The sequence below is a fragment of the Pandoraea nosoerga genome, assembly GCF_902459585.1.
GTDB lineage: Bacteria > Pseudomonadota > Gammaproteobacteria > Burkholderiales > Burkholderiaceae > Pandoraea > Pandoraea nosoerga.
Genome location: NZ_CABPSC010000003.1, coordinates 244,008 through 270,919, shown reverse-complemented (window position 1 = coordinate 270,919; position 26,912 = coordinate 244,008). Strand labels below are relative to the sequence as shown.

Genomic DNA, 26,912 nt, shown 5'->3' with positions numbered 1-26,912 from the left:
ACCCTCGACTTTGGCCCGATTCCGAACGTATTTGACGTACTTTCGTCACGCATGCGGGTTTTCGATAGGCTCCGCAAGCGGCAGGGTTACGCGAATGAGCGTGCCCGTTGCTTCGGGGTGCTGTGCGTCGACGTGATCGAGCACGCTCACCTCGCCGCGATGAATCTGCACGATCTCGCGCACGATGGCGAGCCCGAGACCGCTGCCGTCGCTGTCGCTGCCGAGAATGCGATAGAAGCGCTCGAACACGCGCGGGCGCTCCGCGGCCGGAATGCCGGGCCCCGTATCTTCCACCTCCAGATGGACGAAGCCGTCGGACGCCTCGTGGCGCAGCCGCACCGTTACCTTGCCGCCGGCCGGGGTGTAGCGGATCGCGTTGTCGATCAGGTTGTTGAGCAACTCGCGCAACATCACCGGCTGGCCCGACAGATGCACGGGGAAGGGCGGCTCCTCGAAGCCGAGGTCGATGCGTTTGGCAAAGGCCGCCTGGAACCAGTCCTGCATGGCGCTGCGCGCGAGCAGACTCAGATTGACGGGCGTAAAGGCGGCGGCGTCGTTGGCGCTGTTCTCGGCGCGAGCCAGTGCGAGCAACTGGTTGACGAGGCGTGCGGCCTGCTCGGAGCTCGCGGCGATCTGCGAGAGCGAACGGCGCAGCTCGTCCGGCGAGGTCTGGCGCAGCGCGAGCTCCGCCTGCATGCGCAGGCCGGCAAGCGGTGTCTTGAGTTGATGCGCCGCGTCCGCGATGAAGCGTTGCTGCAGCTTCATGTTCTGTTCCAGTCGCTCGAGCAGATCGTTCAACGAATTGACGAGCGGGGCGATCTCCGGCGGCGCCTGCCGGGCTTCGAGCGGCGACAGATCGTCGGGCCGCCGCGCGCGAATGTGCTCCTGCAGCGCATGCAGCGGCGCGAGGCCGCGCGAGAGCCCGAACCAGACGAGCACGATTGCCAATGGCAGGATCACGAACTGCGGCAGGATCACGCCCTTGATGATCTCGTTGGCCAGTTGACTGCGCTTGTCGAGTGTCTCCGCGACCTGCACGAGAGCCATGCTGCCGGGGGGATCCATGCGCGGCAGATCGACGTAGGTGAAGGCGACGCGAATGTCGTTGCCGCCGACCGTCTCGTCGCGAAACTGCACGACGCCGGGCTGCGGTCGGTCGTCTTCATGCGGTAGCGGCAGCTCGGCCGTCCCGGCGACGAGTTCGCCCTTCGCGCCGAGCACCTGGAAGTCGACGTTGTCGGTGGCGTCCGCGCGCAGCAGATCGCGTGCGGGCATGGGCAACGTGAGCGTGACTTGCCCGCGATCCGAGTGCACCTGCTGGGCGAGCACGTAGGTATTGGTCTCCAGGGCGCGGTCGAACGGGCCGTTGGCAATCGACTTCGCGACGAGATACGTCACCGCGATGCTCATCGGCCAGAGCAACAGCAGGGGCGCGAGCATCCAGTCGAGAATCTCGCCGAACAGCGAGCGCGGCGGCGGCTCGGCCTCGCGCTCGAGCGGTGCGCCGAAGCCCTGGCGCGCAAAGGGATCGGCGTAGGGGTCGAAGGGGTCCGCGTCGGGCGCGCGAATGCCGTCTGCCGGACGGACCGGATCGGCCGGAGTGACCGGATCGGCCGGAGTGACCGGGGCGCGACGGTGATGGCGAAGGCTCAGACGCATCGGGCGGGCGGACTGGGAGAGCGAAATTGCCGGGACGGCGAGGGTTCAGGGATGACGTTGCCGGCGGAGGGCGGTCCGCGGGCGGCTCGGCCCGCCTCGGCGCCTGCCCTCGTCAGGCACCCGCTCAGCCCTCGCGCGCCGAATCCCGCAATGGACTTCGCAATAACTTCGTAACAAGTTCGTAATGGATCGCATGAATCGGATCGCACGAGTCGCCCGGTGCGGCGACATGCGCGGACTCAGGCGGCGTTGGCAGGCGCGGAAGCTGGCTTCTCCAGACAATACCCCAATCCGCGGATGGTGGCGATGCGCACGCCGCTCGGCTCGATTTTCTTGCGCAGCCGATGCATGTACACCTCGATGGCGTTGTTGCTCACTTCTTCGCCCCAGCCGCACAGATGGTCGACAAGCTGTTCCTTCGAGACCAGACGGCCGGTGCGCAGCAACAGCACTTCGAGCAGTTCGAGCTCGCGCGCGGAGAGGTCGAGCATCTGCTCGTTGATATAGGCGGTGCGTCCGACCTGGTCGAAACTGAGCGGGCCATGGCGGATGACGGTGGAGCCGCCGCCGGCGCCACGCCGGGTCAGCGCCCGCACGCGCGCTTCGAGCTCCGCCAGTGCGAACGGCTTGGCCATGTAGTCGTCGGCGCCCAGGTCGAGGCCCTTCACGCGGGCGTCGACGCTGTCGGAGGCGGTCAGGATCAGAACGGGCAGATGGGAATTGCGGGCGCGCAGCCGGCGCAGAACTTCGTGACCCGGCAGGCGGGGCAGACCGAGGTCGAGAATCAGCAGATCGAACGTCTGGGCCGAAAGAGCGGAGTCGGCTTCGAGCCCGGTTTTGACGTGATCGACGGCGTAGCCCCCCTGGCGCAGCGAGCGGGTCAGGGCATCGGCCAGAATGCTGTCATCCTCTGCGATGAGAATTCGCATGGGCGTGATAGGCTTGTGTAGGCACCGAAGCCTGACGGCTGCGGTGTGTCTCCTGTGATGTTGCGGCGCGTGGTTCGCGGCTTTTTTTCTCGTTTCGGCGCTTTCGGACAACAGGCACTTGCAAAGAGCACTGGTTTTTTATACAGTACCGGCATTCACGCCTCACTCGAGCCGTCTCGCTCATCATATCAAAGGACGATTCATGGAAGAAAGCAAGAAAGGGTCTGCCAATCTGTCGGCCGAGAAAGGCAAGGCGCTCGCCGCCGCCCTCGCGCAGATCGAGAAGCAATTCGGCAAGGGCTCGATCATGCGTCTGGGCGACGGCGAGGTCGAAGCCGACATCCAGGTCGTCTCGACCGGCTCGCTGGGTCTGGACATCGCGCTCGGCGTCGGCGGTCTGCCGCGCGGCCGCGTGATTGAAATCTACGGCCCGGAATCGTCGGGCAAGACCACGCTCACGCTGCAGGTCGTGGCGGAAATGCAGAAGCTTGGCGGCACCTGCGCGTTCATCGATGCGGAACACGCGCTCGACGTCGGCTACGCCAGCAAGTTGGGCGTCTCCGTGCCGGATCTGCTGATTTCGCAGCCGGACACGGGCGAGCAGGCCCTGGAAATCGCTGACGCACTGGTGCGCTCGGGCTCGATTGACCTCATCATCATCGACTCGGTCGCGGCACTGGTGCCGAAGGCCGAAATCGAAGGCGAAATGGGCGACTCGCTGCCGGGTCTGCAGGCGCGTCTGATGTCGCAGGCGTTGCGCAAGCTCACCGGTACGATCAAGCGCACGAACTGCACGGTGATCTTCATCAACCAGATTCGTATGAAGATCGGTGTGATGTTCGGCAACCCGGAAACGACGACGGGCGGCAACGCGCTGAAGTTCTATTCGTCGGTGCGCCTGGACATCCGCCGTATCGGTTCGATCAAGAAGGGCGACGAGGTGGTCGGTAACGAAACCCGCGTCAAGGTCGTCAAGAACAAGGTGTCGCCGCCGTTCCGCGAAGCGATTTTCGACATCCTCTACGGTCAGGGTATTTCGCGCGAAGGCGAGATCATCGACCTGGGGGTGAGCGCGAAGATCGTCGAGAAGGCCGGCGCCTGGTACAGCTACAACGGCGAGAAAATCGGCCAGGGCAAGGACAATGCGCGTGAGTTCCTGCGCGAGAATCCGGAAGTCGCCCGCGAGATCGAGAACAAGGTGCGCGCGTCGCTGGGGGTGACGGCGATCAACGAAACCGGCGAGATCGAAGAAGAAGACGACGAAGTCTGAGGACCTCGGAGTCGGGACGGCAACGCGAAGCTTTGCGGCGGCGCGTTGCCGTTTTTTGTTTCTGCCACTGATTGCATGACGAAGACGCTGCAGATCGCGTGTCGCACTGCACCCCATTGAGGCCATGATCCACCGCCGTCCGCCCCGAGATCCGAACGCGCCGCCCCCGCCGGGCGACGACGCCGTCGCGGCCAGGCCATCGCGCAAACCCGCGCTGAGCCTCAAGGGGCGGGCGTTGTCCTACCTCGCGCGCCGCGAGTACAGCCGCGCCGAGTTGCGCCGCAAGCTGCTTCCCTATGCCGACGCCGAGGATCCCGACGCGCTGGAGCGCCTGCTCGACAACCTGGAGCAGGAGCGCTGGCTCTCCAACGAGCGCTTCGCGCAGAGTGTGCTCAATCGCCGGGCGTCCCGGCTAGGGACGACGCGCATCGTCAACGAACTCAAGCAGCATCAGGTCGATGCGCAGACGGTGGCGGAGCTTGCCGAACAATTGCGCAGCACCGAGTTGGCCCGCGCCCGGGCCGTGTGGGAAAAAAAGTTCGGCGAGGTGGCCACCACGCCCGAAGCGAGGGCCAGACAGATGCGTTTTCTGGCCTCGCGCGGCTTCTCGCGTACCGTTATCAGCAAAATCGTGCGTGGCGTGGACGACTTTTCCGACGATCTCTGACTCTCATCCCCTCCATTTTCTGATGGATGTGCCGCGATTCATCGCCGAAAAACGGGCAACGCCCGTCGCGCACGAGCCGACCTGAACGACAACGCCCGCTGGGGCGGACTCCCGCGTGACGCGTCACTTCTCGGTTATCGCCATTTGGCGTTGCACCATACCGTCGGTGACCCGCCAATTTTGATAACCCGACCAATGGGTCGGGTAATTCGGCCTTATGCGGCGGGCTTCTGCTGCGCTGCGGCAGTCCCGCCGGCCGCCTATGCTAGAATCAAGATCTTTCCGCGTTCATGCATTGCACACTCCCGCATGCCGCTCTCCGCGCCTGCCCCTCGTACTCTGCGTCACCGTCGCACGATCGCTGTCGAAGCGTTTTCGCGCGACGACGGCCTATGGGACATCGAAGCCTGTCTGACCGATCACAAGGATCGGGATTTTGCATTGGCGACGGGACTTCGCAAGGAAGGCACGCCGATCCACGAACTGCGGCTGCGTCTGACGATCGACGAGAACTTCGAAGTGCATGACGCCGAGGCCGTCTCCGACTGGGTGCCATATCCCGGCATTTGTGACCAGATCGGCCCGCAATACCGTAAGTTGATTGGTCTTAATCTGCGCTTCGGCTTTCGCCGCGCGGTTCGCGAGCGCCTTGGCGGCGCCGCCGGCTGCACCCATCTCACGGAACTCTGCAGCGTCCTGCCCACGGCAGCGATTCAGGCCTTTGCCGGTGTGGTGATTCATACGCCGGACACGGCGGCCAACGATGCCGATAACGCGGCGCCCCCTTTCCAACTCGGACATTGTCACGCCCTGCGGTTTGATGGCGAGGCGGTGCGCCGGTTCTACCCGCGCTGGTTCAACGGCCGCGCAAACGATCGAGCGAACGAGCCCTCGACGCCCGCCACGACAGAAGCGGAGCGCGACGGTGTCTCGACTCGCACGCTCGAACCCAAACTTCCAACTCAGCAAGAAGGGAATCACGCATGAAGATTCATGAGTATCAAGGCAAGGAAATCCTCCGGAAATTCGGAGTCGCGGTGCCCCGCGGCATTCCGGCGTTTTCCGTGGACGAGGCCGTGAAGGCAGCCGAGGAACTCGGCGGTCCGGTTTGGGTGGTCAAGGCCCAGATCCACGCGGGCGGTCGCGGCAAGGGCGGCGGCGTGAAGGTTGCCAAGTCGATCGAGCAAGTGCGTGAATACGCTGGCCAGATCCTCGGCATGCAACTGGTCACGCACCAGACCGGTCCGGAAGGTCAGAAGGTCAATCGCCTGCTGATCGAAGAAGGCGCCGACATCAAGAACGAACTGTACGTCAGCCTCGTGGTCGACCGCATCTCGCAGAAGATCGTGCTGATGGGTTCGAGCGAAGGCGGCATGGACATCGAAGAAGTCGCCGAAAAGCACCCGGAACTGATCCACAAGGTGATCGTCGAGCCGTCGGTCGGCCTGACCGACGCGCAAGCCGACGACCTGTCGAAGAAGATCGGCATTCCGGACGCTTCGATCCCGCAAGGTCGCGCGATCCTGCAGGGTCTGTACAAGGCGTTCTGGGAAACGGACGCCTCGCTGGCCGAAATCAACCCGCTCAACGTGAGCAGCAACGGCACGGTCACCGCGCTGGACGCCAAGTTCAACTTCGATTCGAACGCCCTGTTCCGTCATCCGGAAATCGTCGCCTACCGCGACCTGGACGAAGAGGATCCGGCTGAAGTCGAAGCGTCGAAGTTCGATCTGGCCTACATCTCGCTCGACGGCAACATCGGCTGCCTGGTGAACGGCGCCGGTCTGGCCATGGCGACGATGGACACCATCAAGCTGTTCGGCGGCGAGCCGGCCAACTTCCTGGACGTGGGCGGTGGCGCCACGACCGAGAAGGTCACCGAAGCGTTCAAGATCATGCTGAAGAACCCGAACCTGACCGCCATTCTGGTCAACATCTTCGGCGGCATCATGCGTTGCGACGTCATCGCCGAGGGCGTGATCGCTGCATCGAAGGCCGTCTCGCTGAAGGTGCCGCTGGTCGTGCGCATGAAGGGCACGAACGAGGACCTGGGCAAGAAGATGCTCGCCGAGTCCGGCCTGCCGATCATCTCTGCGGACAGCATGGAAGAAGCTGCCCAGAAGGTTGTCGCGGCTGCCGCAGGCAAGTAACCAGAACTGTCGAAGCCGCAGCGGCGTGCCGCCCGCAGGGGCCGCGCGAGCGCTGTCAGGCAACCGGATGAAGGAAATCAAGCAATGTCGATTCTGATCAACAAAGACACCAAGGTCATCACCCAAGGTATCACTGGCAAGACCGGCCAGTTCCATACCCGCATGTGCCGCGAATACGCGAACGGCAAGAATGCGTTCGTCGCCGGCGTGAACCCGAAGAAGGCTGGCGAAGACTTCGAGGGCATTCCCATTTACGGCTCGGTCAAGGAAGCCAAGGAACAAACCGGCGCGACCGTCTCGGTGATCTACGTCCCGCCCGCAGGCGCTGCCGCCGCGATCTGGGAAGCCGTCGAAGCCGACCTGGACCTGGCGATCTGCATCACGGAAGGGATTCCCGTGCGCGACATGATCGAAGTGAAGGACCGTATGCGCCGCGAAGGTCGCAAGACCCTGCTGCTCGGCCCGAACTGCCCGGGCGTGATCACGCCGGACGAGCTCAAGATCGGCATCATGCCGGGTCACATCCACAAGAAGGGCCGCATCGGCGTGGTGTCGCGCTCGGGCACGCTGACCTACGAAGCCGTGGGCCAGCTGACCGCGCTGGGCCTGGGCCAGTCGACCGCCGTCGGTATCGGTGGCGACCCGATCAACGGCCTGAAGCACATCGACGTCATGAAGATGTTCAACGACGATCCGGATACGGACGCCGTGATCATGATCGGTGAAATCGGTGGTCCGGACGAAGCGACGGCCGCCGAGTGGATCAAGGGCAACATGAAGAAGCCGGTCGTCGGCTTCATCGCTGGCGTGACGGCGCCTCCGGGCAAGCGCATGGGCCACGCCGGCGCGCTGATCTCGGGTGGTGCCGATACGGCCGAAGCCAAGCTGGCCATCATGGACGCCTGCGGTATCAAGGTGACCAAGAACCCGTCGGAAATGGGCCGTCTGCTCAAGTCGGTGCTGTAATATCCGCCGCACGACCGCGCGCGGGCTGCCGGAACCGGCGGCCGCGCGAGAGGTCTTCAAGAAGGGAGCCCGGAGCCTCGGGCTCCCTTTTTTGCTCTTGCCGTATCCCTGACGTTACCGTTTTTCGCTTCCGAGGATTTTCCCGCCATGCTTGCGTTCTTTGCCGAGCTGAACTGGGCCGCGGTCCTGCAGATCATCATGATCGACATCCTGCTGGGTGGCGACAATGCCGTGGTGATCGCGCTCGCCTGCCGCAACCTGCCGGCCAAACAGCGGCTGCAGGGCGTCGTGTGGGGGACCGTCGGCGCGATCGTGCTGCGCGTGATTCTGATCGCGTTTGCCGTGACGCTGCTCGAAGTTCCCTATCTGAAGGCGCTGGGCGGGGTGCTGCTGCTCTGGATCGGGGTCAAGCTTCTCGTGCCCGACCATGACGCGCACGACAGCGTGAAGCCCGCCGACAAACTGTGGACGGCGGTGAAAACCATCATCGTCGCCGACCTCGTGATGAGCATCGACAATGTGATCGCGATTGCCGGCGCCGCGCAAGGGGCGGCCGACCATCACCAGTTGCCGCTCGTGATCTTCGGTCTGCTCGTGAGCATTCCGCTGATCGTCTGGGGCTCGCAACTGGTCCTCAAGGCGCTCGATCGTTTCCCCGTCATCGTGATCGCCGGGGCAGGCCTGCTCGGCTGGATCGCTGGCGGCCTCATCGTCTCCGATCCGGGCATCGGCCCGTGGCTGCAACTGCCGGGCGCCGCGGCCGAATACACCCACTACGTGGCCGCAGCGGCCGGGGCCGTGCTCGTCGTGGCGCTGGGGCTCGTGCTCAAGCGCCGCAGCGAGGCCCGTCAAACGCGTGCAACCTCTTCCGAGTAACGCGGTCCATTGCGGTGGCGGACGCCGGGCGTCCGCCATGACATTGTGGGAAGACGCACGCCCGGCTCGGACGAATCGTCCGGCCCGTCACTAGGACGATTCTCCGTACCCGCACGGCGCCGCCCGATTTTGATCTGTGGCAGGGCTCGCGCCCCAGGGCGTGTGGCATACTCCGCCCACTTCCCCCCGACGAGCGCCGTCCCATGTCCGGACAGCGCGTCCGTTTCGTTTTCAATGCTTTCGCTGGGAGTTACACAATGCGTCGTTTCGGCCACCGGACCACCGGTATCGCCAAGTCCCGGGGCTTCACCCTGATCGAGCTGATGATCGTGCTGGCGATCATCGGTGTTCTGGTCACGGCTGGAGTGCCTTATCTGCAGAATTATCTGGTGCGCGCCAGGGTCGTCGAGGGGTTGGGGGCCGCTGCATCGGCCAAGGCGCTCGTAAGCGAGAACGCCATGCATGGCGCGCCGTTCAACAGCGGCTGGCAGGCACCGAGCGCCACGGACAACGTGAGCGGCGTGACCATCGATTCCGCGAGCGGCAATGTGACGGTCGCCTACACGCAACGCGCCGGCGACGGTGCGATCGTGCTGGTGCCCACAAGCACCGGCGCACAAGGCCGGCAGGAAGCGCTCACGGTCGGCAAGGCGCCCGAGGGGCAGATCGTCTGGACCTGCTACGCCCAGGGCCGCGAAGGCGCGCCGGGCGGGGCAACGTTGCCCGCCAAGCTGGCCCCGCCGGAATGCCGGGGCGCCAAGGCCGCCGAGACCGGGGCCTGAGAGTGACCGGCGCACAGGCTGCACGGCGCGGCGCTGCCGTGCTCCCGGCAGCCTGGCGCGTCGTTTGCGCGGGCGGTTGCTTGATGCGCGCGAGGCGCGCGAGGCGTGAAATGGCTGCCCTCGGGCGGCCATTTTTCGTTATGCTTGCGCATCTTTCCACCGGTGCATTGCACGGCGACGACCTTGTTTCCTCCACTGCTGCTTTCGCTGATCGGGCTCACGCTGGCCCTGATCTGGGCCTTGCCCTATAACCTCGTCAAGCACACGTATCCGATCTCGACGTTCTACTCGGAGACGGTGGCCTTCGCGCTGTTCGCACTGCTCGGCGCACTGTCGATGGTGGCCGTGTGGCAGCGCGACTCGCGCGTGCTGCGCATGCCGCGTGTGACGTGGATGCCGCTGGCGTTCGTCGGCGTGATCCTGATGCAGCGCGCGATGCTGTCCACCGAGCTGCCGCAGTTGATGATGACGGCGCTGCTCTACGGCGTGGCGATGATCGTGGCCGTGAGCGCAGGCTTCTGGCTGGCGCAACTGGGCTGGCGCGGCGTGCTCATGCGATGGAGCGCCGTGGCGCTCACGCTGGGCGGACTATACGCCGTGGCGGCACAGCTCGTGCAGGCGTTTCATCTGGAGTCGCATGTGCCGTGGCTCGTCGCGAGATATACGGTGTCGGTCGCGCGACGGCTCTTCGGCAACATGTACCAGCCGAATCACCTGGCGACGTATCTGTCGCTGGCCAGCGCCGGTGCCTTCTATCTCTGGTATCAACGCAAATTGCCGGCGTGGGCCTGGCTGCTCGCCAGTGCAGTGTTCGACCTCGGCATCTGCCTGACAGGCTCGCGCACACCATGGCTGCAACTGGCGCTCATGTCGACGTTCGGCCTGTGGCTCGTATGGATCGAACGCGCGGAGTCAGCGCGCAACGTCCGTCGCCCAATGCGCTGGTTCGTTCCCGTCGCGATCCTGCCCTTGCTCGCCGCGATGACGATGTTCGTCGGCTGGGCAAACGTCGCCTGGGGATGGCAGCTCGACGGCAGCGCCGTGGCCCGCATGCATCAGGCGGGCCAGGTCACGGGGCGCCTGAATCTGTGGGAATACGGATTGGCCATCTTCCGCGAGCATTGGCTCTTTGGCGCCGGCTGGTCGAACTACATCGACGCGCAATTCGCGCTGGTCGACAAGCTCGGCCCGGTCGAGATGGCCGACAACGCCCATAACGTGCTGATCGATCTGCTGGCGAAGACGGGCCTCGTCGGCACGCTGCTCGTGCTGCTGCCGCTGGTGTTCTGGTTCGCGCGCGCGGTGCGCGGCATCAAGACGCCGCCCGTCGCCTTCGCATTCATTTTGCTGGGCATGCTCGCCGTGCATGCGATGCTCGAGTATCCGCAGCACTATGCGTTCTTCCTGCTGCCTGCACTGTTCCTGCTCGGCTTGTGCGAGACGAAACCCATCGACAGCGTGTCGCCGACGGCGACCGGCGCCGTCAACGGCGTGATCGTGGTGTTCGCGTGCGTGGCGATTCCGTGGCTGTACGGCGACTATCAGCGTGTCGAAGTGGCGTACCGGGCGGGCAAGATCGACGCTTACCGCACGGATCCGGCATTGTTCTTTGCGCCGTATGGCGACTATGCGGTGACGGGGGCGCTCTTTCTCAATCGCGACCAGCTCGACGAGAAGCTTGCCGCGCATCGCGAAGCCCTGGCGCTCGGTGCGGGGCCGACGATGATCAAGCGCTACATCGTGCTGCTTGCGCTGGCCGGTCGCAACGACGAGGCGATGGACGACATCACGCGTCTGAAGAACTACAACTCGCTGATCTTCGAAGCGCAATACGCCGCGCTCGTGCGCATGCTGCGCGCCCAGGGCGACGAACTCAAGCCGTTCACGCGGCGCGTGATCGAGACATGGGGGCGGCCGAAGGGCGAGGGGGCCGGCGAGTGCGATGGGTGCGACGACGAAGCGATGGCACCGGTGCATGGCGCGTCGCGACGCGTCTCCTGAGCGGAGGCCTGGCGCGGCGAACGCACGCGCTTCAAAGAAAAACGCCCGCGGATCCGCGGGCGTTTTTCATGGTCCTTCGGGAAACGGACGGTACCGCCGCGGCGTGCGCCGACCCGTTCGGGTATCAGGCATCACCGGCTTCGATGTCCTGATCGGTCTCTTCACTGCGCGCCCAGAAGAAGCGGTCGGGAAAGTGCCGGCCCATGCCGGGACGGAAGGCGTTCTCCAGCACCTGCTGCAGGTACTCCTGCGCTTCGCGCACGGCCTCGGGCACGGCCAGCCCATTGGCGAGCATGGCCGCCACGGCTGCGGCGAGCGTGTCGATCGCGCCGGCGACGTTGTTCGCCGGGCGTTCCCACGCGTCCTCGCGCACGACGCCGCCGTCGCTGTAGAGCGTATGCGTGAACTGCGGGGCGTTGCCATCGCTCACCAGCACGAATTCGCAGCCCCCTTCGAGCAGCAGGCTCACCGCCTCGTCGAGCGACAGGTTTTCGTTCTCCGATGCGGCCTGCGCGAGGGCGATCGCGCTGGCCGGGCTCACGACGAGCACGCTCGCTTGCGGCACGAGCAGGCTGGCGGTGGCTTCGCGCAATTCGTCGGCGGAGAGCAGATGCTCGCCCGCCAGCCCGAAATCGGGCGCGACCACGAGCGGCGTTTCATCGTAATCGGCCACGATTTCCGCGATGGCCGCAACGTTTTCGGCGTTGATCGCGCTGCCGACCTTGAACGCGGCGATCGGCATGTCCTCGAGCAGCATGCGCGCCTGGTCGCCGATCCAGTCGGGATCGATCGGCTGCACGTCGTCGCAGGCGCGCGAATCCTGCGAGGAGTAGCCGGTCAGGACCGAGACGCCATAGCCGCCCATGCTCGCGAACGTGAGCAGGTCGGCCTGCACGCCGGTTGCCGAAGTAGGGTCGGAGAGTCCGAAGGTCAGGAGGATGGGAGGGGATTCAGTGTGCATGGAGGCAGGATAGACGGCGATCTGGTCAGGCTTGGGGTTCGTTGGTACCATCACGCCTTAAATGCCCGTTTCGGAGCGCTTTCCAGCGCCGTGGGCGGTTCCTGCCGGGCCATGGACCGGCAGGGCGCTCACGACACCCTCCGGCATTTGCGCCGGGGTGCCCGAAGCGGTTGACAAGCCATTGTAACGGAACGCTCGTCGCTGAAGAAAGAATGGAATACAAGAGCTGGATGTGCCTGATTTGCGGCTGGATCTACGACGAACAGGCAGGTTTGCCCGACGAGGGCATCGCGCCCGGCACGCGCTGGGAAGACGTGCCGATCAACTGGACCTGTCCCGAGTGCGGCGCGCGCAAGGAAGACTTCGAGATGGTGCAGATCTGAGGCCGGACGGCGCTGCCGTCCGCCCGACCGGATGCCCGCGCCGCGCCAGCATTTTCCGACGTACCCGCCCGCCGTCGCGCCGGGCAACCGGCTGACGGTGCGGCAAACTCCCCGCCCGAATTCACGAAGACTGGCCTCGCGGCCTGGAGATGGCCTATGGTGACGCCGCAAACGCCTCCCGACAGCACGCCTTCGCGCGACATGCCGCTGTGGCGCCTGCCCGACGTGGCCGACGCGCTCACGCAGGCCTCGGACGCGTGGTCGAATGGTCCGGCAGCGGCGCTCGGTCCCCTGCGCCGCGCCAACCGTCTGCTGCAGGCGAGCGGGCATGCCGATTGGGCGCTGCATGGCGAGCGTCTGGTGCAGGCCATCGCCGAAGCCGCATACGGCGAGCCCGGCGGTCAGGACGTTCAGCGCAATGCGTTGCGTCAGTTCGAACGCGACATCTGGCGCGCAGGCGCCGCGCCCACCGTGCCCACCGCCACCGTGCCTACTGCGCTCCCTGCGCCCACCGCGCCCGCCGCGGAAGCCCCTGCCGAGAGCGCCAATGGGGCCGAACCCGGCAAGCCGGGCCGTTGGCCCGGCGAGCCGACAACCGGCGAGTTGCGCATGGCCGGCTGGGCCATTGCCCGCCCGCGTCTGCATGGGCTGCCGCCCGGCACGGCGCCGTTGCGCGCCGACGTCGAACGGGTGCTGCTGAGACTGTTGCGGCCGGATGCCGATGTCACCGACACGACCGCCGCCCTCGGCGAGCTGGCCGATCTCGCCGCCGACCTTCACCGCGCAGGCGCGAGCGCGCCGCTCGATTACTGGCGTCTGGCCGCCGCCTGGTTGCGGTTCGTGCGGGCCCCCCTGAGTCTGGCCGACAAGCGGCAACTCGGGCGAATGAACATGGCGTTGCGCAGGCAACTGGCCCGCCCCGGCGTGCCGGGCAGCGCGGAGGCGGCAGCCTCTGCCGCACCCGCGGCCGCCGCGGCAGGCAAAAACGCGGCGCAAGCCGTGCCGGGTCACGATCTGATCGAGGCTCTCGCCATCTGGAACGCACAGGCGCCCGACAGTTGGCTGGGCACGCTGCTGGCCGACTTCGGCGTGCTGCGCCGGGCGGCTCATTTGCCCGAACCGCTCGTCGATGCCGCACAGGCGGGCCAGAAGCAGGGGGCCGGCAGCAGTGCACGGGACTGGCTGCGCATCGGGCCGCTCGCGGTGCGTCAGGACGTCTGCCAGACGTATCTGAGCCTTGCCGACGAGGCCCTCCCGAATTTGAGCGATCCCGCCGTGGCCGCGCGCGTGGCCGAGTATTCGGCCGCGATCGGGCTGGCGCCGGTTGCGCGGCTGGCCGCCGCGGTGGCCGCCACCGGGGAGCGCCTGGCGGCTTCCCCGCCCGCGGAGCCCGGCGGGCCGGCCGCGCTGGCGATGACGGTCAAGGCGCTGCGCGGCATGCTGCATCAATTTGCCGCCGACACGTACCCCGAGCCTCGCCCGGACCTGATCGCCGAGATGGCGATGTGGCGCGAGCGCGCGCTGGACGCCAGTGTGTTCGGGCAGCGGCTCGTCACCGCACGCGACGTTCCGTGATAAAGTCGGCGAAAGGGCTGCCGCTGGCGGCCGATGGCCGTACCACGATGCGCAAAGCGTTCGTCCGCTGACGGGCCGCCGGCGAGTGCCGCGCGGGCCCACCCGGTGCCGAGGCACCGGTGACGGGGCGAGCGACCGGGCAGCAGACCGTCACCAGGCTCCGATAAACTCTGGCCATATGCCGAACGACCGTATCAACCTCACCAATCAGTTCCTCATCGCCATGCCGGGCATGGCGGACCCGACGTTTTCCGGCACTGTCGTGTACCTGTGCGAGCACAGCGAAAAAGGCGCGATCGGGCTGGTCATCAATCGTCCCACCGACATCGATCTGAAGTCGCTGTTCGAGCGGCTCGATCTGAAGCTCGAAATCGATCCGCTGGCGAGCCAACCGGTGTTCTTCGGCGGTCCCGTGCAAACCGAGCGTGGCTTCGTGCTGCACGAGGCCACCGGTACGGCGTACAGTTCGTCGCTGTCGGTGCCGGGCGGGCTCGAAATGACGACGTCCAAGGATGTGCTCGAAGCCGTGGCCAACGGCGAAGGGCCGGGCCGCTTCCTGCTCACGCTCGGCCATTCGGGCTGGAGCGCCGGGCAGCTCGAGGACGAGATCAGCCGCAACGGCTGGCTGACGGTCGCCGCCGATCCGGGCATCGTGTTCGACGTGCCGCCCGCCGAGCGCTTCGACGCCGCGCTGGCACTGCTCGGCGTGACGTCGTCCATGCTCTCCGCCGACGCGGGTCACGCATGACGGCAGGCAGCGCCACGGTGCTCGCTTTCGATTACGGCGAGCGCCGGATCGGCGTCGCGATCGGCAATCAGATGCTGCGCGAGGCGCACGCGCTGACCGTCATCGCCAATCTCAACCGCGAAGTGCGATTTGCCGAGACCGGCAAGCTGATCGCCGAGTGGCAGCCGGGGCTGATCGTCGTCGGCCTGCCGTGCCATCCGGACGGCACGCCGCACGACATGACCCAGCAAGCCAAGCGCTTCGGCAACCAGCTCAATGGACGTTTCAACGTGCCCGTCGTCTGGGTCGACGAGCGCTACTCGTCGGTGGCGGCAGCCGCCGCGCTGGCCGAGGCCGGCGTCAAGCGCTCGCCAAAGACCTTAAAGACCTTAAAGACCTCAAAGACCTCGCTCGATGCCGAGGCCGCCCGCATCATCCTTCAGCAATATTTCGACGAGCATGTCCCTGCCTGAGGTTATGTCCGCCGCCGCATTGCGCCATGCCCATTGCACCGCTTCCCCGCCCTCGGAGGCCGCGCATGGCTAACGGAATCCTCGGGCGACGCGGCCATCCCCAGCTCACCCGCAACGGCGAACTCAAGCATCTGCTCACGGTGGAAGGGCTGCCGCGCGCCGTGATCCTGCACATCCTCGACACGGCGGCGCAGTTCGTCAGCGTCAACGATGCGGACGTGAAGAAGGTTCCGCTGCTGCGCGGCAAATCGGTCTTCAACCTGTTCTTCGAGAACTCCACGCGCACGCGCACGACGTTCGAAATCGCCGCGGCACGGTTATCGGCCGATGTGCTGAATCTGAATGTCAATGCGTCGTCGACGAGCAAGGGCGAAACGCTGCTCGACACCATCGGCAACCTCTCGGCGATGCACGCCGATCTGTTCGTCGTGCGTCATGCACAGGCGGGCGCTCCGTACCTGATCGCCGGGCACTGTGCGCCGCACGTGCACGTCATCAATGCGGGCGACGGGCGTCATGCGCATCCGACGCAGGGGCTGCTCGACATGTACACCATTCGTCACCACAAGGGCGAATTCCAGAACCTGACGGTGGCGATCGTCGGCGACATCCTGCATTCGCGTGTCGCACGCTCCGACATCCACGCGCTGACGACGCTGGGCGTGCCCGAAGTGCGCGCCATCGGCCCGCGCACGTTGCTGCCCACGGGGCTGGAGCAACTGGGCGTTCGTGTGTTTCACGACATGGACGAAGGGCTGCGCGGCGTCGACGTGATTATCATGCTGCGCCTGCAGAACGAACGCATGAACGGTGCGCTGTTGCCGTCGGCGGCGGAGTACTTCAGGTACTACGGCCTGACCCCGCAGCGCCTGGCGCTGGCCAGGCCGGATGCCATCGTGATGCATCCGGGCCCGCTCAACCGGGGCGTGGAGATCGATTCAGCCGTCGCCGACGGGCCGCAATCGGTCATTCTCGAACAAGTGTCGTTCGGCATTGCCGTGCGCATGGCGGTGATGAGCATCGTTGCCGCGAACCACGGATGAGGGCGCGATGAAACTGCATCTGAAGGGCGGCCGATTCATCGACCCCGCCACCCGAACCGATCGCGCGCAGGACGTTTTCATCGCCGACGGCAAGATCGTCGCACTGGACGCGGCGCCTGCCGATTTCACGGCGGAGCAAACCGTCGACGTCGCGGGCGCGATCGTGATGCCAGGGCTCGTCGATCTCGCCGCACGGCGAGTGACGGCAGCCAGCGAGGCCGCTGCGGCGCTCGCGGGCGGCGTGACCCGCGTCGTGTGCCCGCCTGACACCGATCCCGTGCTCGACGAGCCGGATCTCGTGGAAATGTTGCAACTGCGCGCCCGTGCGACGCATCGCGCGCAGGTCCATCCGCTCGGCGCGCTGACCGTCGGGCTGGCGGGCAGGGAGCTTGCCGAGATGGCGCAACTGGCGCAGGCGGGTTGCATCGGCCTGTCGCAGGCGAGCGCGCCAATGCCCGACACGCGCACGCTGCTGCGGGCGCTGCAGTACGCGGGCACGTTCGGCCTGAGCGTGTGGCTGCGTCCCCAGGATGCGCCGCTTGCCGCGGGCGGCGTGGCGGCGAGCGGCGCGGTGGCGTCTCGCCTCGGGCTCGCGGGCATTCCCGTCGCCGCGGAAACCATCGCGCTGCACACCATTCTGGAGCTTGTGCGCATCACGGGCACGCGCGTGCATCTGTGCCGTCTGTCATCGGCGGCCGGTGTCGCGCTCGTGCGTGCGGCCAAGGCCGAGGGGCTGCCGGTGACGTGCGACGTCGCCGCGCACCATCTGCATCTCACCGACATGGACATCGGTTATTTTGACGCCCAGCACCGGCTCGATCCGCCGCTGCGGGGCGGCCGCGACCGCGATACCATTCGCGATGCGGCCCGCGATGGCACGATCGATGCCATCTGCTCGGACCACACGCCGTTGGCGGCGGACGCTCGCCTCGTGCCTTTCGCCGAGGCGGCGCCCGGCGCAAGCGGGCTGGAACTGCTGTTGTCGCTGGTATTGAAGTGGGCCGACGAGGCCCGCGTGCCGCTCGTCGATGCGCTCGCGCGCGTGACACACGGGCCGGGGCAGCGGCTCGGCGCCGCCGCGCCGGGCGCCGGCCGGCTGGCCGCAGGGCTGGCGGCCGACGTCTGTGTGTTCGCACCATCGTCGCATTGGACCGTTTCGGCGCAACAGTTGCGCAGCGCCGGACACAACACCCCGTTTCTGGGATACGAACTGCCGGGCAGCGTTCGGCTCACGTTGGTCGGTGGCCACGTGGCGTACCACGCCCTCGCCGTCTAGGATGCGATTGCCGTGCTGTTGATCAAAAAACTCCGTCTGGGCCTGCACCTCGCGCGCGGTCTGCTGACCGTGCTGCTGCTGTTTCCGTTTCTGTCCGAGGCGGCCAAGCACCGGCGCATTCGCGCATGGTCGCGGAAACTGCTCAAACTGTGCGGCATGCGCCTCGAGGTCGAGCAACGCGCGCCGCTGCCCGACAGCGGTGTGATGCTGTTGTGCAATCACGTGTCCTGGATCGACATCTTTGCGATCAACGCGTGGCAGCCGGTGCGCTTCGTGGCCAAGGCGGAAATCCGGCACTGGCCGCTCGTCGGCTGGCTGTGCGTGCAAACGCGCACGATTTTCCTGCAACGCGAGCGTCGTGCCGACGCACGCCGCATCATGCACTACCTCTCCGACTGCCTGCGCGACGGCGACATCATCACGGTGTTTCCGGAAGGCACGACAACGGACGGCCGCAGCCTGCTGCCATTTCACGCGAACTTGCTGCAGGCGCCGCTCACCACGGCAAAGCCGGTACAGCCGCTGTGCCTGTTCTATGCGGACGCGGCCAGCGAGCGCCACACGATGGCGCCGGCGTACATCGGCGAGATGAGTCTGATCGAATCCATCGACATGATCCTGCGCGCACCGCCGATGACCGTGCGCCTGTCGATCGGCGAGCCGCAGTATCCGCACGAAGGCCAGCATCGCCGCGAGTTGGCGCTCGGGGCGCAGAAGGCCGTGGGGGAAGCCTTGCAGGCGTTTCTGCCCGAAGCGGTGTTGCCGGAAAGCGGCTCGGTCGGTTCGCGCGAGGCGACCCTGGGCGACGACGAGGGGGACGCGGCGCAGCCGGTGCAGGCCTGAGGTGCGCACGCGCACGGCGTTCCCGCGAGGCCGTCAAGCCCCCTTGCGCCTGGCGGCTTTTTCTGATGTCTCTCTCTTGTCGGCCTTGTCAACCTTCTCGGCCTTGCCAGCCTTCTCGAACTGCTCAACCTTCTCAGCCTCCGCGGCCTTGTCAGCCTTCTTGATCCTGTCGCGCCGCCTGTCGTCCGCCGACGCGAACGGATCGCGAATCTGCGCACACGCGATCTGAATCAATTCGCGCCTCGCCGGCGTGTCGGCGAGCTTCACTGCGGTGAGCTTGCCGCCCCACACGCAGCCGGTGTCCAGGCCGAGCAGTCGCTCGCGCATCAACAATCCGAGTGCGGACCAGTGCCCGAACACGACTGTGACCTCGCCGGTGCGTCGTCCCGGCACGTCGAACCACGGCCTGAGCTCGTCGGTGGCCGCGTCGGCGCCCTCCTTGATCTTGAAGTCGATGCGCCCGTCCACGGTGCAGAAACGCATGCGGGTCAGCGCATTGATGGTGAGCCGCTGCCGATCCTCATCATTGAGATTCTCGTGCCACTGGTCGGGCTGGTTGCCGAACATGCGCGACAGGAACGTCTGCCAGTTGGGACCGCGCAGTTGCGTCTGGACGTCCCGTGCGAGTGAGATGACCTGCGCGGCGTCCCACTGCGGCAGCACGCCGGCGTGCACCATCAGGTGCCCGTGTGCGAAGTGTGCGAGCGGTTGACGGCGCACCCAGTCGATGAGCGCGTCGCGATCAGGCGCGTTGAGAATGTCGTCGATCGTATCGCTGCCATGTGCCTGCCGCACGCCGGCGGCCACGGCGAGCAGGTGCAGATCGTGATTGCCGAGCACGGCCGTCACGCGATCGCCCAGCGCGATGACCTGACGCAGCGTATCGAGCGAGCGCGGGCCGCGATTCACGAGATCGCCGGCGAGCCACAGATCCGAGTCCTGCGGCAGGCGCGCGAGCAGTTCTTCAAACGACGTTTGGCAACCCTGGAGGTCGCCGATGGCATAGATGTCACGCATCGCGTTGGTGGCGCTGTCTTGTCTTGTCGTCCCGATCACGGGGCTGGGGAGTGCCGCGACCGCACATGTTATGCGCGCCGCCCCCGGTGTCGTTCACTTCTTGTAGATCAGCCAGCGCGGCGCCTTGAAGCGGACAATGCGCAGATACAGCCATACGTAAGTCACCATGAAGGCGACGCAGCATAGCGCGAGCACGAGACTATGTCGCCAGAAGACCGTTGCCGGGATCACTGCCAACAAGCATAGCAGCCAAAGGTACGGAGACGTCAAGGAGTTGCGCTGCGTGAGGGCGCTTGCCGTGCGTGCGCCGGCGGCCCAGCGCATCAGCCGCTTGTAGACGAGCATGTGCAGATGCACGCCGTCGGGGATGCCCGGCGAGATGCCGCGAACGAAGCGCTTCCGATAGATCGAGAAGCACACCTCGAAGGCGGGGTAGATGACCATGAGCGCCGGATACCACGGCGAGACCTGCGGGTTGCGCATGACGAGCAGGATGGCGATCTCGGCGAGCATGAAACCGAGGAAATAGGCGCCGCCGTCGCCGAGAAAGATCAGCCCGCCGGGAAAGTTGAAGATGAAGAAGCCGAGGATGGCGCCGACCATGATCATCGACGTGGTAAGGACGATCGGGTCCTGCACCTGGAAGCCGACGTAGCCGAGCGAGGCGAACATGATCATCGCGACCATGGCGGCCAGGCCGTTGAAGCCGTCGATGATGTTGACGGCGTTGGCCATGCCGGCCACGCACAGCACGGTGAGCGGCACCGACACGGCGGCGAGCACCAATGCGCGGTCGGCGACGCCGATGTCGATGCGCGTGATGTGGATGTCGAGCATCAGCCAGGCGAGCAGGGCGGCGAACATGGTGCAAACGAGCCGCACGGTGGGCGTGACCTTCTTCGTCAGGTCTTCGATGAAGCCGGAGAGGAATGCGGGCAGCCCGCAGGCGACGAGCAGCAGGATGTCGCGGGAGACCTTCGGGTAGAAAAACGCAAGGGCGGTCGCGGCGACGATGAGACCGGCGAGAATGCCGACGCCGCCGATGCGTGGCACCGGGCGCACGTGGAACTTCTGTACGCCGGCGACGTCGCTGTCGCCGGAGAAGCGGGCGTGAACGTGCGCATAGCGAACGATCAACAGTGTCGCCGCAAACGACACGACGAGGGCGATGGCGAGACTCAGCATGAGACCTGTCGATGGCCGATGGACCGACCATCAGGGAACGATGGGGACTGGCTTACTTCTTCTTGAAAGTCATCCAGCGGGGTGAGCGGAACCGCACGATGCGTTGATAGAGCCAGGTATATACGATCACGAACACAAGACAACACATGGCCAGCAAGCCGCTGTGTCGCCAGAATATCGTGGCCGGGATGACCGCCAGCAGGCACAACACCCACAGATACGGGGACGTCATCGAATTTCGCCGTGCGAGCTGCTCGGCGACCTTTGAGCCGACGGCCCAGCGCAATACTCGTTTGTAGATGAGCATGTGCAGGTGCACACCGTCGGGCATGCTCGGCGAGACGCCGCGCACGAACCGACGCCGGTAGATCGAAAAGCAAACCTCGAAGATCGGATAAATCAGCATTAACGCCGGATACCAGGGCGACACCGCCGGATTGCGCATGACCAGCAAAATGGCAAGCTCGGCGAGCATGAAGCCGATGAAATACGCACCCCCGTCGCCGAGGAAGATCAGTCCGTTCGGATAGTTGAGAATGAAGAATCCCAGAACGGCGCCGACCATGATCATAGTCGCCGAGAGAATGACATTGTCGCCAACCTGAAAAGCGACGTATCCGAGCGACGCGAACATGAAAATGCTGACCATGGCGGCCAGGCCGTTAAATCCGTCGATGATATTGATCGCATTGGTCATCGCCGCGACGCAAATGACCGTCAGCGCAACTGAAATCCAGGGAAGCGCAAGCCCTTTGTCGATGAATGCGATATCGACGCGGTTGATGTGAATGCCAAGAATCCAGTAAGCCACCACCGCCGAGACCATTGCGCACAGCAAACGGGTTCTGGGCGACACGCGCTTGGTAATGTCTTCGATGAACCCGCCGAGGAATACCGGCGCCGCACTGGCCGCCAGCAGCAGAATTTCCCGGAGATTGCCGGAATAATAGAGTGTCGCAAATGTGCCCGCCGCGAGCAGTCCGAGCATGATGCCCAGTCCGCCAATACGGGTTACGGGATGCGCATGAACCTTCTGAACGCCCTGCGTATCGCTATCGCTCGAAAATCGCGCGTGCACATGGGCATAACGCACGATCAGCAGCGTAGTGACAAATGAAACCACCAATGCCAAGGTCAGGTTCAGCATAGTACGGAGAAGTCGATTGCCTCTTTACCGGGGTTATTCGATTCGACGGGTGTTTTCTCGGTACGCCGCGATTTAAACGCCGGGCGTAGAGGCGGGGGTATCGCGATTGACAATGCCCAATATGCGGAAATATTCGGCAATTACCCTTCGCTCGTCAAAATTCTGCGCTACTTTATCACGGCCGGCCTCGCCTACCGCCTCCAGCGCACTTGCCGGCATGCCGGCGACTTCCTTCATTCGTGCAGCCAGGGCCGCAGCGTCCTGTACCGGCACGATCCATCCCGTTACGCCCTCGGTTACCACTTCCCGGCATCCCTGAACGTCGGTCGTGAGCACCGGGCGCCCCATGGCGCTGGCCTCGAGCAGCGTCCGTGACAGGCCTTCCCGATAGGAGGGCAGCACGATGCAATGCGCTTGCGCGATGAAGGGGCGCACCTCCTGCGTGACCCCGAGATACTCGACGAGGCCTTCATCGACCCAGGCGGCAACCTGTTTTCGCGAGATGGCCGTCGGATTCTCGACGTCTGCGGGCCCCAGCAACTGAAAACGCACTTGGGGCATCGACGGCTTGAGTTTTCGCGCGGCTTGCACGAATTCCAGCACCCCTTTGTCACGCAAAAGACGTGCAATCAACAGGAATCGGAACGTGCCATCTTCCTCCGGCCACGGGGCGCGCGCGAAATGATCGAGATTCACGCCTTCGCCAGGCAGCAGCCGGGCCTTGCGGGCGTCGATCAGACCGCCGTCGACCATCGCCCGGAAATCGGACTCGTTGAGCAGCCAATTCTCCAGCGTGTGGCGGAACGCGAAACGGTACAGTTGGCGAACTACGAAAGTAATCAACGACTTGTTGATGAACACCGTGCCCATGCCCGTCGTGATCGACACCGACGGAATACCGGCCCAATGCGCGGCGGCGGCGCCATAGATGTTCGGCTTGATCGTGTAGTGAAAACACACGACGGGGCGGACTCGCCGATAGAGACGAAACAGCCGCCATGTCAGCGCCATGTCCTCCAGTGGGTTCTGGCCCTTCGACGCCATGGGCATGACGTGTACGGTGCAACCCATGGCCCGAAGCAGCGGCGCGTAATCGTCGTCCGGGGCCACGACATGCACCCGGTAGCCGGCGCTCAGAAGCGCCCGAATCGGCCCGCCACGGAAGTTGTGGATCGACCAGAACGAATTCGAGCAGAACAGGACAGGTGGTTGCATAGGAACATCAATTTTCCGGGCTCGTCCTCGCCAGACGAGCATACATGTCGAGCCATCGCGTCACGACGGCGTCGAGCGAATAATGCGCGACGATGCGCTCGCGGTTGGCGGCACCGGTCGCTTCGCGGACGTCCTGCGCGTCGCGCGGAAGGCGCAGCTGCCGCAATAACGCTTCGCCCAAGGCCCGCGCGTCGCCGACGGGCACGAGTGCGTTGCCGGCATGAACGCCGAGCAGTTCGCGCACACCGCCGCAATCGGTCGACACCACGGGCAGCCCGCACGCCATCGCCTCGCCGATCACCAGCGGCAGTCCCTCCCAGGCGGACGACATCGCATACACGTCCGCGGCGCACATCCATTGCGCGATGTCGTTTCGACGCCCCAGCAGCGTGACGGCGCCCACGAGTTGCCTTGCCTGTACGAGCGCCTCGAGTGACGCGCGCAGCGGCCCGTCTCCGGCGACGAACAGCCTCGCGTCGGGCATCTGGGCGAGCACGCGGGAAAACGCGTCGATCAGCGTCGGGTAGTCCTTCGCGTCGACGAGGCGGCCCGCGGCGAAGACAACCGGCGTCGTCGGCGTTAGCCCCCACGCCCGTGCGGCGCGCACGTTCGCGCGCGCCTGCGCGTCCGGCCGGTAACGTGCGGTGTCGATGCCGTTGGGCATGCTGACGATGCGCCCCTGCGGCGCGGCCCGGCGTGCAAGGAATGCGGCCACGGCATCCTCGCTCACATTGGTCGTCAGATCCGTCCAGCGATCGGTGAGGCGGTACGCCAGCATGCGCAGGTATCCGCCTTCGTTGCGGCTGTGCGCGCTCGTGACCAGCACCGGCATCGGCGCGAACCATCGCGCCACGCGTGCAAGCAGATTCGCGTGCACCATGTGCGCGTGCACGACGTCCGCGCGCCATGCGCGCAGGTACGACACGAGCCGCCACAACGCGCCGGCAAGCGACCACGGCGCTTTCCCGGCCCGCAACTCGACCAGCGCAAGTCGCTCGGACTCGGGCAGCGCAATCGCGCACCGGCCCGTGAGCGAAATCAGCGCCACATCGTGCCCGCGCGCCAGAAACCCTCTTGCGAGGTCGACGACCTGCGTTTCCGCGCCGCCCAATTGCAATCCGGTGACGAACAGGGCGATTTTCATCGGACGTCCTCCGTCGTCAACCCAGACGGTGTCCACAACGCCTCCCAGCGTGCGGCGATGACCGCCGCATCGAACTGCCGGGCATGATCGTAGCCCGCACGGCCGAGGCGCTCGCGCAGGCCGGCGTCGCCGATCAGGCGGGCGAGGGCGTCTGCCAGCGCGGGAATGTCGCCGTCCTCCACGACGAGGCTGTCCACGCCATCGTGCAGCAGCGCGCGCGGCCCGGCGTCGGCAGCGTAGGCCGCCACGGGCAATGCGTAGGCCTTGGCTTCGAGGAGCACCAGTCCGAAGCTCTCGCGCCGGGACGGCAGGCAATAGACGGCGGCGCTCGCGTAGTACCGGGCAACGTCGCGCACCGCGGGCAACACGCTTACGCTGTCCGCCACGCCGGCGTCGCGCGCTTGCGCGATGAGCGCGTCGCGCAGCGGACCATCGCCCACGATCTGCACCCGCCAACCGGGGGCGCCGGCGGCCACTCGCGACCACGCGGCAATCAGGCGATCGAAGCCTTTGTCCGGGACGAGGCGTCCCACGGCGAGCACGCAGCGATCGTGGTCATGCGGCGTCGGAGCGTCCGGCATCGGCAGCCCGAGCGGATTCGGCAGCGTCACGAATCGCGCGCGGGCGCGGGGGTGGTGTGCCAGCCATGCGGCGCGGTCGGCATCGGTCAGAACCACGACGGCGCCGTACCGCGCGGCGGCGAGCGCGCGCGCCCAGCGCCGCGCGCGGCGTCCGAGGTCGCTCGCATAGGTGCTGTGCTCCCACGCGATGCGCTGCACCGGCAATCCCAGTGTGGCCGGCACCGTGTAGAGCGCGAGCATCGGGTCGACGTCGATCATCACGTCTACGGCGCGCTCACGCACATAGCGCCGCACGCGCCGCACGATCGACGCATAGTGACGCCTGAACGGCACCCGCTCGGCAAACAACGCGTGGTGAGTGACGCCGTCGGCAAGCGCGAAGACGGGCGCGTGCCCCCACAGCGACAGTACGTGTACGCGATGTCCGCGTGCGGCCAGCGCGTTGGCGAGCGTGGCGGTGGCGCGCTCCGCGCCGGCGAACGCGGCAAGCGTGCCGGTGAACAGGCAGATGGCGCGCGCACGCGAGGTCGGCATGTCGATCGTGGCCGTCATCGCGTCAGTCCCGCCGCAGCAGCCAGACGCCGAGCAGCAGCGCGGCGGCGTAACCGGCGCCATAGCCCAGCGCGCCAGCAAGTGCGCCGAACGTCGGCGCGAGCGCGCGCACCACGGTGAACGCCACGATCGCCGCGCACAGCCACTTCGCGATCACCCAGCGGCCGGCGCCGCGGCGAATCAGCGTGAGGTTCAGGGCGGCGTCGGCAAAGACCAGGATGCCCATGAGCGCCGACACGCGAAGGATCTCGGCCGACTCGGCGAATCCGGCGCCGTAGATCAGGTGCACGATCCATGGCGCGAGCACGGCGATCGGCACGGCCAGACAGGCGCCGGCGGCGACCATCAGCCATACGGCCCGCACGGTGTTGCGTCGGGCGATCGCGTTGTCGGCCGTCTGGAAGATCAGTTGCGGCGCCAGCGAGTTCGCGATGATTGGCGCGACGAGCACGAAGTTCTCGGTGACCTGCATGGCCGCCGCATAAGCGCCGAGCTCGGCGAGCGGGATGATGGGCTTGAGTACGAGCTGGTCGATGCGCTTGAACAGCATCATGAGCATCAGGCCTGCCCAGAACGCCGTGCCGCTCTCGAGCAGTTCGAGCAACAGCCGGCGCTGCCAGACGATCGGCGTGCGGGGCGAACGCCTGAGGTAATGGCGCACGAGCAACGCCGCCGCGACGACAGCCTCGATCGCATAGACGATCGCGAACGCGGCAATGCCGGCGTGCGCGAGGAAGAGGACCGCGACGAGCGCGAGCTTCACGCCAAGTGCGCACAGATTGGCGGTGACGCTCGGACGATTGAACGTGCGCGCTTGCAGCCAGGCGACGACGACGCCCGACGGCTCGCGCAACCACAGCGCCACGCCAAGCCAGAGCGTGACGGCGAGCAGTGCCGACTCGGCGAACACGATCACATAGACGGCAAGGAGCGTGTAGGCGATGGCGGCCGCGGCCAGGCGCAGCACGAAGGCGTGGGCGATGACGGTGCGCTGCTCCGCTTCGGGCCTGCCGACCAGGCGCGGCACGACGACTTCGCTGCCGCACACAAGCGTGAGCGAGGCGGCGAGGAACACGAGCGATTGCGCATATTGAAACAGGCCGAACTGCGCGGCCCCGAGGCTGCGCGCCAAAAGCCCGGAGACCGCGATGCCGCCGGCGATCTGCGCGCCGCGCTCGGTCAGCATCCAGAGGATGTTGCGAATGATGGTCCGATAGGGCATGTGGCGCTCGCGCGGCTCACTCGTTCTCGAAATAAGCAAAACCGGCCTCGCGAGGCCGGTGCGGGTAGTGCTGGCCGCTCGTCGGGCGGCGCAAACCGTGATCAAACCGTGATTGTAGGCGCTCGCTGACAGGGCTTTCGGGACATGCCGCGCTGCGGCGAAGTCCCGTATAATTTTAGCGTAATGCAGCCGCTCCCGGCCGCACGTCGCGCCGGGAATTCTCGTTCGCCGCGCAGCCGGGGCCGGCGGCGCGCCGCTTTGGGACGCA

At 66.0% G+C, this 26,912-nt stretch carries 25 protein-coding genes; 15 read left to right on the top strand and 10 right to left on the bottom strand.

The features are described 5' to 3' along the window. Positions 1-45: 45 nt before the first annotated feature. Both PNO31109_RS06210 and PNO31109_RS06205 read right to left on the bottom strand, forming a co-directional pair. On the bottom strand, positions 46-1,659 hold the full coding sequence (locus PNO31109_RS06210) for a sensor histidine kinase (protein WP_150554734.1): 1,614 nt from the start codon (positions 1,657-1,659) through the stop codon (positions 46-48). A 239-nt stretch (positions 1,660-1,898) separates the two neighbouring features. After that, entirely contained in the window at positions 1,899-2,588 is a 690-nt protein-coding gene (locus PNO31109_RS06205; protein ID WP_150554733.1) for a response regulator transcription factor, read from the bottom strand. Between the two features lie 202 nt (positions 2,589-2,790). On the opposite strand from PNO31109_RS06205, the gene recA reads away from it, so the two are divergent. The 8 genes from recA to PNO31109_RS06165 all read left to right on the top strand — a co-directional run bounded on the left by recA (position 2,791) and on the right by PNO31109_RS06165 (position 11,300). Next, a complete protein-coding gene (gene recA / locus PNO31109_RS06200; RefSeq protein WP_150554732.1) occupies positions 2,791-3,858 on the top strand; it encodes a recombinase RecA in 1,068 nt (355 codons plus the stop codon). A 124-nt stretch (positions 3,859-3,982) separates the two neighbouring features. Next, the gene (gene recX / locus PNO31109_RS06195) at positions 3,983-4,525 is read left to right on the top strand and encodes a recombination regulator RecX (RefSeq protein ID WP_150554731.1); all 543 of its coding nucleotides are present in this window, start codon (positions 3,983-3,985) and stop codon (positions 4,523-4,525) included. 309 nt (positions 4,526-4,834) lie between these two features. Then, a complete protein-coding gene (locus PNO31109_RS06190; protein ID WP_150554730.1) occupies positions 4,835-5,512 on the top strand; it encodes a DUF2889 domain-containing protein in 678 nt (225 codons plus the stop codon). Beyond that, complete coding sequence (gene sucC, locus PNO31109_RS06185) at positions 5,509-6,675, top strand: ADP-forming succinate--CoA ligase subunit beta (RefSeq protein WP_150554729.1); 1,167 nt, start codon at positions 5,509-5,511, stop codon at positions 6,673-6,675. The genes PNO31109_RS06190 and sucC overlap by 4 nt, the downstream gene beginning before the upstream one ends. A gap of 84 nt (positions 6,676-6,759) precedes the next feature. Then, a complete protein-coding gene (gene sucD, locus PNO31109_RS06180) occupies positions 6,760-7,641 on the top strand; it encodes a succinate--CoA ligase subunit alpha (protein WP_150554728.1) in 882 nt (293 codons plus the stop codon). A 147-nt stretch (positions 7,642-7,788) separates the two neighbouring features. Further along, positions 7,789-8,517, top strand: a complete 729-nt coding sequence (locus PNO31109_RS06175) for a TerC family protein (protein ID WP_150554727.1) — start codon at positions 7,789-7,791, stop codon at positions 8,515-8,517. 257 nt (positions 8,518-8,774) lie between these two features. Further along, positions 8,775-9,299: a pilin gene (locus PNO31109_RS06170; protein ID WP_150554726.1), complete on the top strand. Its 525-nt coding sequence runs from the start codon at positions 8,775-8,777 to the stop codon at positions 9,297-9,299. Positions 9,300-9,482: 183 nt separating this feature from the next. Next, the gene (locus PNO31109_RS06165) at positions 9,483-11,300 is read left to right on the top strand and encodes an O-antigen ligase family protein (RefSeq protein ID WP_150554725.1); all 1,818 of its coding nucleotides are present in this window, start codon (positions 9,483-9,485) and stop codon (positions 11,298-11,300) included. A 124-nt stretch (positions 11,301-11,424) separates the two neighbouring features. Here the strand turns inward: PNO31109_RS06165 and thiD are convergent, their stop codons facing one another. Beyond that, positions 11,425-12,261, bottom strand: a complete 837-nt coding sequence (gene thiD, locus PNO31109_RS06160) for a bifunctional hydroxymethylpyrimidine kinase/phosphomethylpyrimidine kinase (RefSeq protein WP_150554847.1) — start codon at positions 12,259-12,261, stop codon at positions 11,425-11,427. 212 nt (positions 12,262-12,473) lie between these two features. Between thiD and PNO31109_RS06155 the strand changes: the two genes are divergently transcribed. The 7 genes from PNO31109_RS06155 to PNO31109_RS06125 all read left to right on the top strand — a co-directional run bounded on the left by PNO31109_RS06155 (position 12,474) and on the right by PNO31109_RS06125 (position 18,581). Beyond that, the gene (locus PNO31109_RS06155; RefSeq protein ID WP_039405704.1) at positions 12,474-12,644 is read left to right on the top strand and encodes a rubredoxin; all 171 of its coding nucleotides are present in this window, start codon (positions 12,474-12,476) and stop codon (positions 12,642-12,644) included. A 156-nt stretch (positions 12,645-12,800) separates the two neighbouring features. Then, positions 12,801-14,219: a hypothetical protein gene (locus tag PNO31109_RS06150; RefSeq protein WP_150554724.1), complete on the top strand. Its 1,419-nt coding sequence runs from the start codon at positions 12,801-12,803 to the stop codon at positions 14,217-14,219. Between the two features lie 178 nt (positions 14,220-14,397). Then, positions 14,398-14,967 (top strand): YqgE/AlgH family protein, encoded by a 570-nt coding sequence (locus PNO31109_RS06145; protein ID WP_039405698.1) that lies wholly within the window; start codon positions 14,398-14,400, stop codon positions 14,965-14,967. Continuing rightward, positions 14,964-15,419, top strand: a complete 456-nt coding sequence (gene ruvX, locus PNO31109_RS06140; protein ID WP_150554723.1) for a Holliday junction resolvase RuvX — start codon at positions 14,964-14,966, stop codon at positions 15,417-15,419. Before PNO31109_RS06145 ends, ruvX begins: the two co-directional genes overlap by 4 nt. A gap of 65 nt (positions 15,420-15,484) precedes the next feature. Then, entirely contained in the window at positions 15,485-16,462 is a 978-nt protein-coding gene (locus PNO31109_RS06135) for an aspartate carbamoyltransferase catalytic subunit (RefSeq protein ID WP_150554722.1), read from the top strand. A 7-nt stretch (positions 16,463-16,469) separates the two neighbouring features. After that, positions 16,470-17,738 (top strand): dihydroorotase, encoded by a 1,269-nt coding sequence (locus PNO31109_RS06130; RefSeq protein WP_150554721.1) that lies wholly within the window; start codon positions 16,470-16,472, stop codon positions 17,736-17,738. 12 nt (positions 17,739-17,750) lie between these two features. Further along, a complete protein-coding gene (locus PNO31109_RS06125) occupies positions 17,751-18,581 on the top strand; it encodes a lysophospholipid acyltransferase family protein (protein ID WP_150554720.1) in 831 nt (276 codons plus the stop codon). A gap of 33 nt (positions 18,582-18,614) precedes the next feature. Here PNO31109_RS06125 and PNO31109_RS06120 read toward each other — a convergent pair whose 3' ends face one another. The 7 genes from PNO31109_RS06120 to PNO31109_RS06090 all read right to left on the bottom strand — a co-directional run bounded on the left by PNO31109_RS06120 (position 18,615) and on the right by PNO31109_RS06090 (position 26,644). Further along, entirely contained in the window at positions 18,615-19,598 is a 984-nt protein-coding gene (locus PNO31109_RS06120) for a symmetrical bis(5'-nucleosyl)-tetraphosphatase (RefSeq protein ID WP_150554719.1), read from the bottom strand. A 93-nt stretch (positions 19,599-19,691) separates the two neighbouring features. Continuing rightward, positions 19,692-20,783: an MraY family glycosyltransferase gene (locus tag PNO31109_RS06115; protein ID WP_150554718.1), complete on the bottom strand. Its 1,092-nt coding sequence runs from the start codon at positions 20,781-20,783 to the stop codon at positions 19,692-19,694. 52 nt (positions 20,784-20,835) lie between these two features. Then, a complete protein-coding gene (locus PNO31109_RS06110) occupies positions 20,836-21,930 on the bottom strand; it encodes an MraY family glycosyltransferase (protein WP_150554717.1) in 1,095 nt (364 codons plus the stop codon). Positions 21,931-22,002: 72 nt separating this feature from the next. Further along, complete coding sequence (locus PNO31109_RS06105; RefSeq protein ID WP_150554716.1) at positions 22,003-23,145, bottom strand: glycosyltransferase family 4 protein; 1,143 nt, start codon at positions 23,143-23,145, stop codon at positions 22,003-22,005. A gap of 7 nt (positions 23,146-23,152) precedes the next feature. After that, positions 23,153-24,289 carry a glycosyltransferase gene (locus PNO31109_RS06100; protein WP_150554715.1) on the bottom strand — a complete coding sequence of 379 codons (1,137 nt, stop codon included), beginning with the start codon at positions 24,287-24,289 and terminating at the stop codon, positions 23,153-23,155. After that, positions 24,286-25,422, bottom strand: a complete 1,137-nt coding sequence (locus PNO31109_RS06095) for a glycosyltransferase (protein ID WP_174966285.1) — start codon at positions 25,420-25,422, stop codon at positions 24,286-24,288. The genes PNO31109_RS06100 and PNO31109_RS06095 overlap by 4 nt, the downstream gene beginning before the upstream one ends. Before the next feature lie 4 nt (positions 25,423-25,426). After that, positions 25,427-26,644: an oligosaccharide flippase family protein gene (locus PNO31109_RS06090; RefSeq protein WP_174966284.1), complete on the bottom strand. Its 1,218-nt coding sequence runs from the start codon at positions 26,642-26,644 to the stop codon at positions 25,427-25,429. Between the last annotated feature and the right edge of the window lie 268 nt (positions 26,645-26,912).

Coding starts and splice junctions, on each gene's coding strand:
- PNO31109_RS06210 (WP_150554734.1), bottom strand. CDS start 1,659: ATGCGTCTGAGCCTTCGCCATCACCGTCGCGCCCCGGTCACTCCGGCC.
- PNO31109_RS06205 (WP_150554733.1), bottom strand. CDS start 2,588: ATGCGAATTCTCATCGCAGAGGATGACAGCATTCTGGCCGATGCCCTG.
- recA (WP_150554732.1), top strand. CDS start 2,791: ATGGAAGAAAGCAAGAAAGGGTCTGCCAATCTGTCGGCCGAGAAAGGC.
- recX (WP_150554731.1), top strand. CDS start 3,983: ATGATCCACCGCCGTCCGCCCCGAGATCCGAACGCGCCGCCCCCGCCG.
- PNO31109_RS06190 (WP_150554730.1), top strand. CDS start 4,835: ATGCCGCTCTCCGCGCCTGCCCCTCGTACTCTGCGTCACCGTCGCACG.
- sucC (WP_150554729.1), top strand. CDS start 5,509: ATGAAGATTCATGAGTATCAAGGCAAGGAAATCCTCCGGAAATTCGGA.
- sucD (WP_150554728.1), top strand. CDS start 6,760: ATGTCGATTCTGATCAACAAAGACACCAAGGTCATCACCCAAGGTATC.
- PNO31109_RS06175 (WP_150554727.1), top strand. CDS start 7,789: ATGCTTGCGTTCTTTGCCGAGCTGAACTGGGCCGCGGTCCTGCAGATC.
- PNO31109_RS06170 (WP_150554726.1), top strand. CDS start 8,775: ATGCGTCGTTTCGGCCACCGGACCACCGGTATCGCCAAGTCCCGGGGC.
- thiD (WP_150554847.1), bottom strand. CDS start 12,261: ATGCACACTGAATCCCCTCCCATCCTCCTGACCTTCGGACTCTCCGAC.
- PNO31109_RS06155 (WP_039405704.1), top strand. CDS start 12,474: ATGGAATACAAGAGCTGGATGTGCCTGATTTGCGGCTGGATCTACGAC.
- PNO31109_RS06150 (WP_150554724.1), top strand. CDS start 12,801: ATGGTGACGCCGCAAACGCCTCCCGACAGCACGCCTTCGCGCGACATG.
- PNO31109_RS06145 (WP_039405698.1), top strand. CDS start 14,398: ATGCCGAACGACCGTATCAACCTCACCAATCAGTTCCTCATCGCCATG.
- ruvX (WP_150554723.1), top strand. CDS start 14,964: ATGACGGCAGGCAGCGCCACGGTGCTCGCTTTCGATTACGGCGAGCGC.
- PNO31109_RS06135 (WP_150554722.1), top strand. CDS start 15,485: ATGGCTAACGGAATCCTCGGGCGACGCGGCCATCCCCAGCTCACCCGC.
- PNO31109_RS06130 (WP_150554721.1), top strand. CDS start 16,470: ATGAAACTGCATCTGAAGGGCGGCCGATTCATCGACCCCGCCACCCGA.
- PNO31109_RS06120 (WP_150554719.1), bottom strand. CDS start 19,598: ATGCGTGACATCTATGCCATCGGCGACCTCCAGGGTTGCCAAACGTCG.
- PNO31109_RS06115 (WP_150554718.1), bottom strand. CDS start 20,783: ATGCTGAGTCTCGCCATCGCCCTCGTCGTGTCGTTTGCGGCGACACTG.
- PNO31109_RS06110 (WP_150554717.1), bottom strand. CDS start 21,930: ATGCTGAACCTGACCTTGGCATTGGTGGTTTCATTTGTCACTACGCTG.
- PNO31109_RS06105 (WP_150554716.1), bottom strand. CDS start 23,145: ATGCAACCACCTGTCCTGTTCTGCTCGAATTCGTTCTGGTCGATCCAC.
- PNO31109_RS06100 (WP_150554715.1), bottom strand. CDS start 24,289: ATGAAAATCGCCCTGTTCGTCACCGGATTGCAATTGGGCGGCGCGGAA.
- PNO31109_RS06095 (WP_174966285.1), bottom strand. CDS start 25,422: ATGACGGCCACGATCGACATGCCGACCTCGCGTGCGCGCGCCATCTGC.
- PNO31109_RS06090 (WP_174966284.1), bottom strand. CDS start 26,644: ATGCCCTATCGGACCATCATTCGCAACATCCTCTGGATGCTGACCGAG.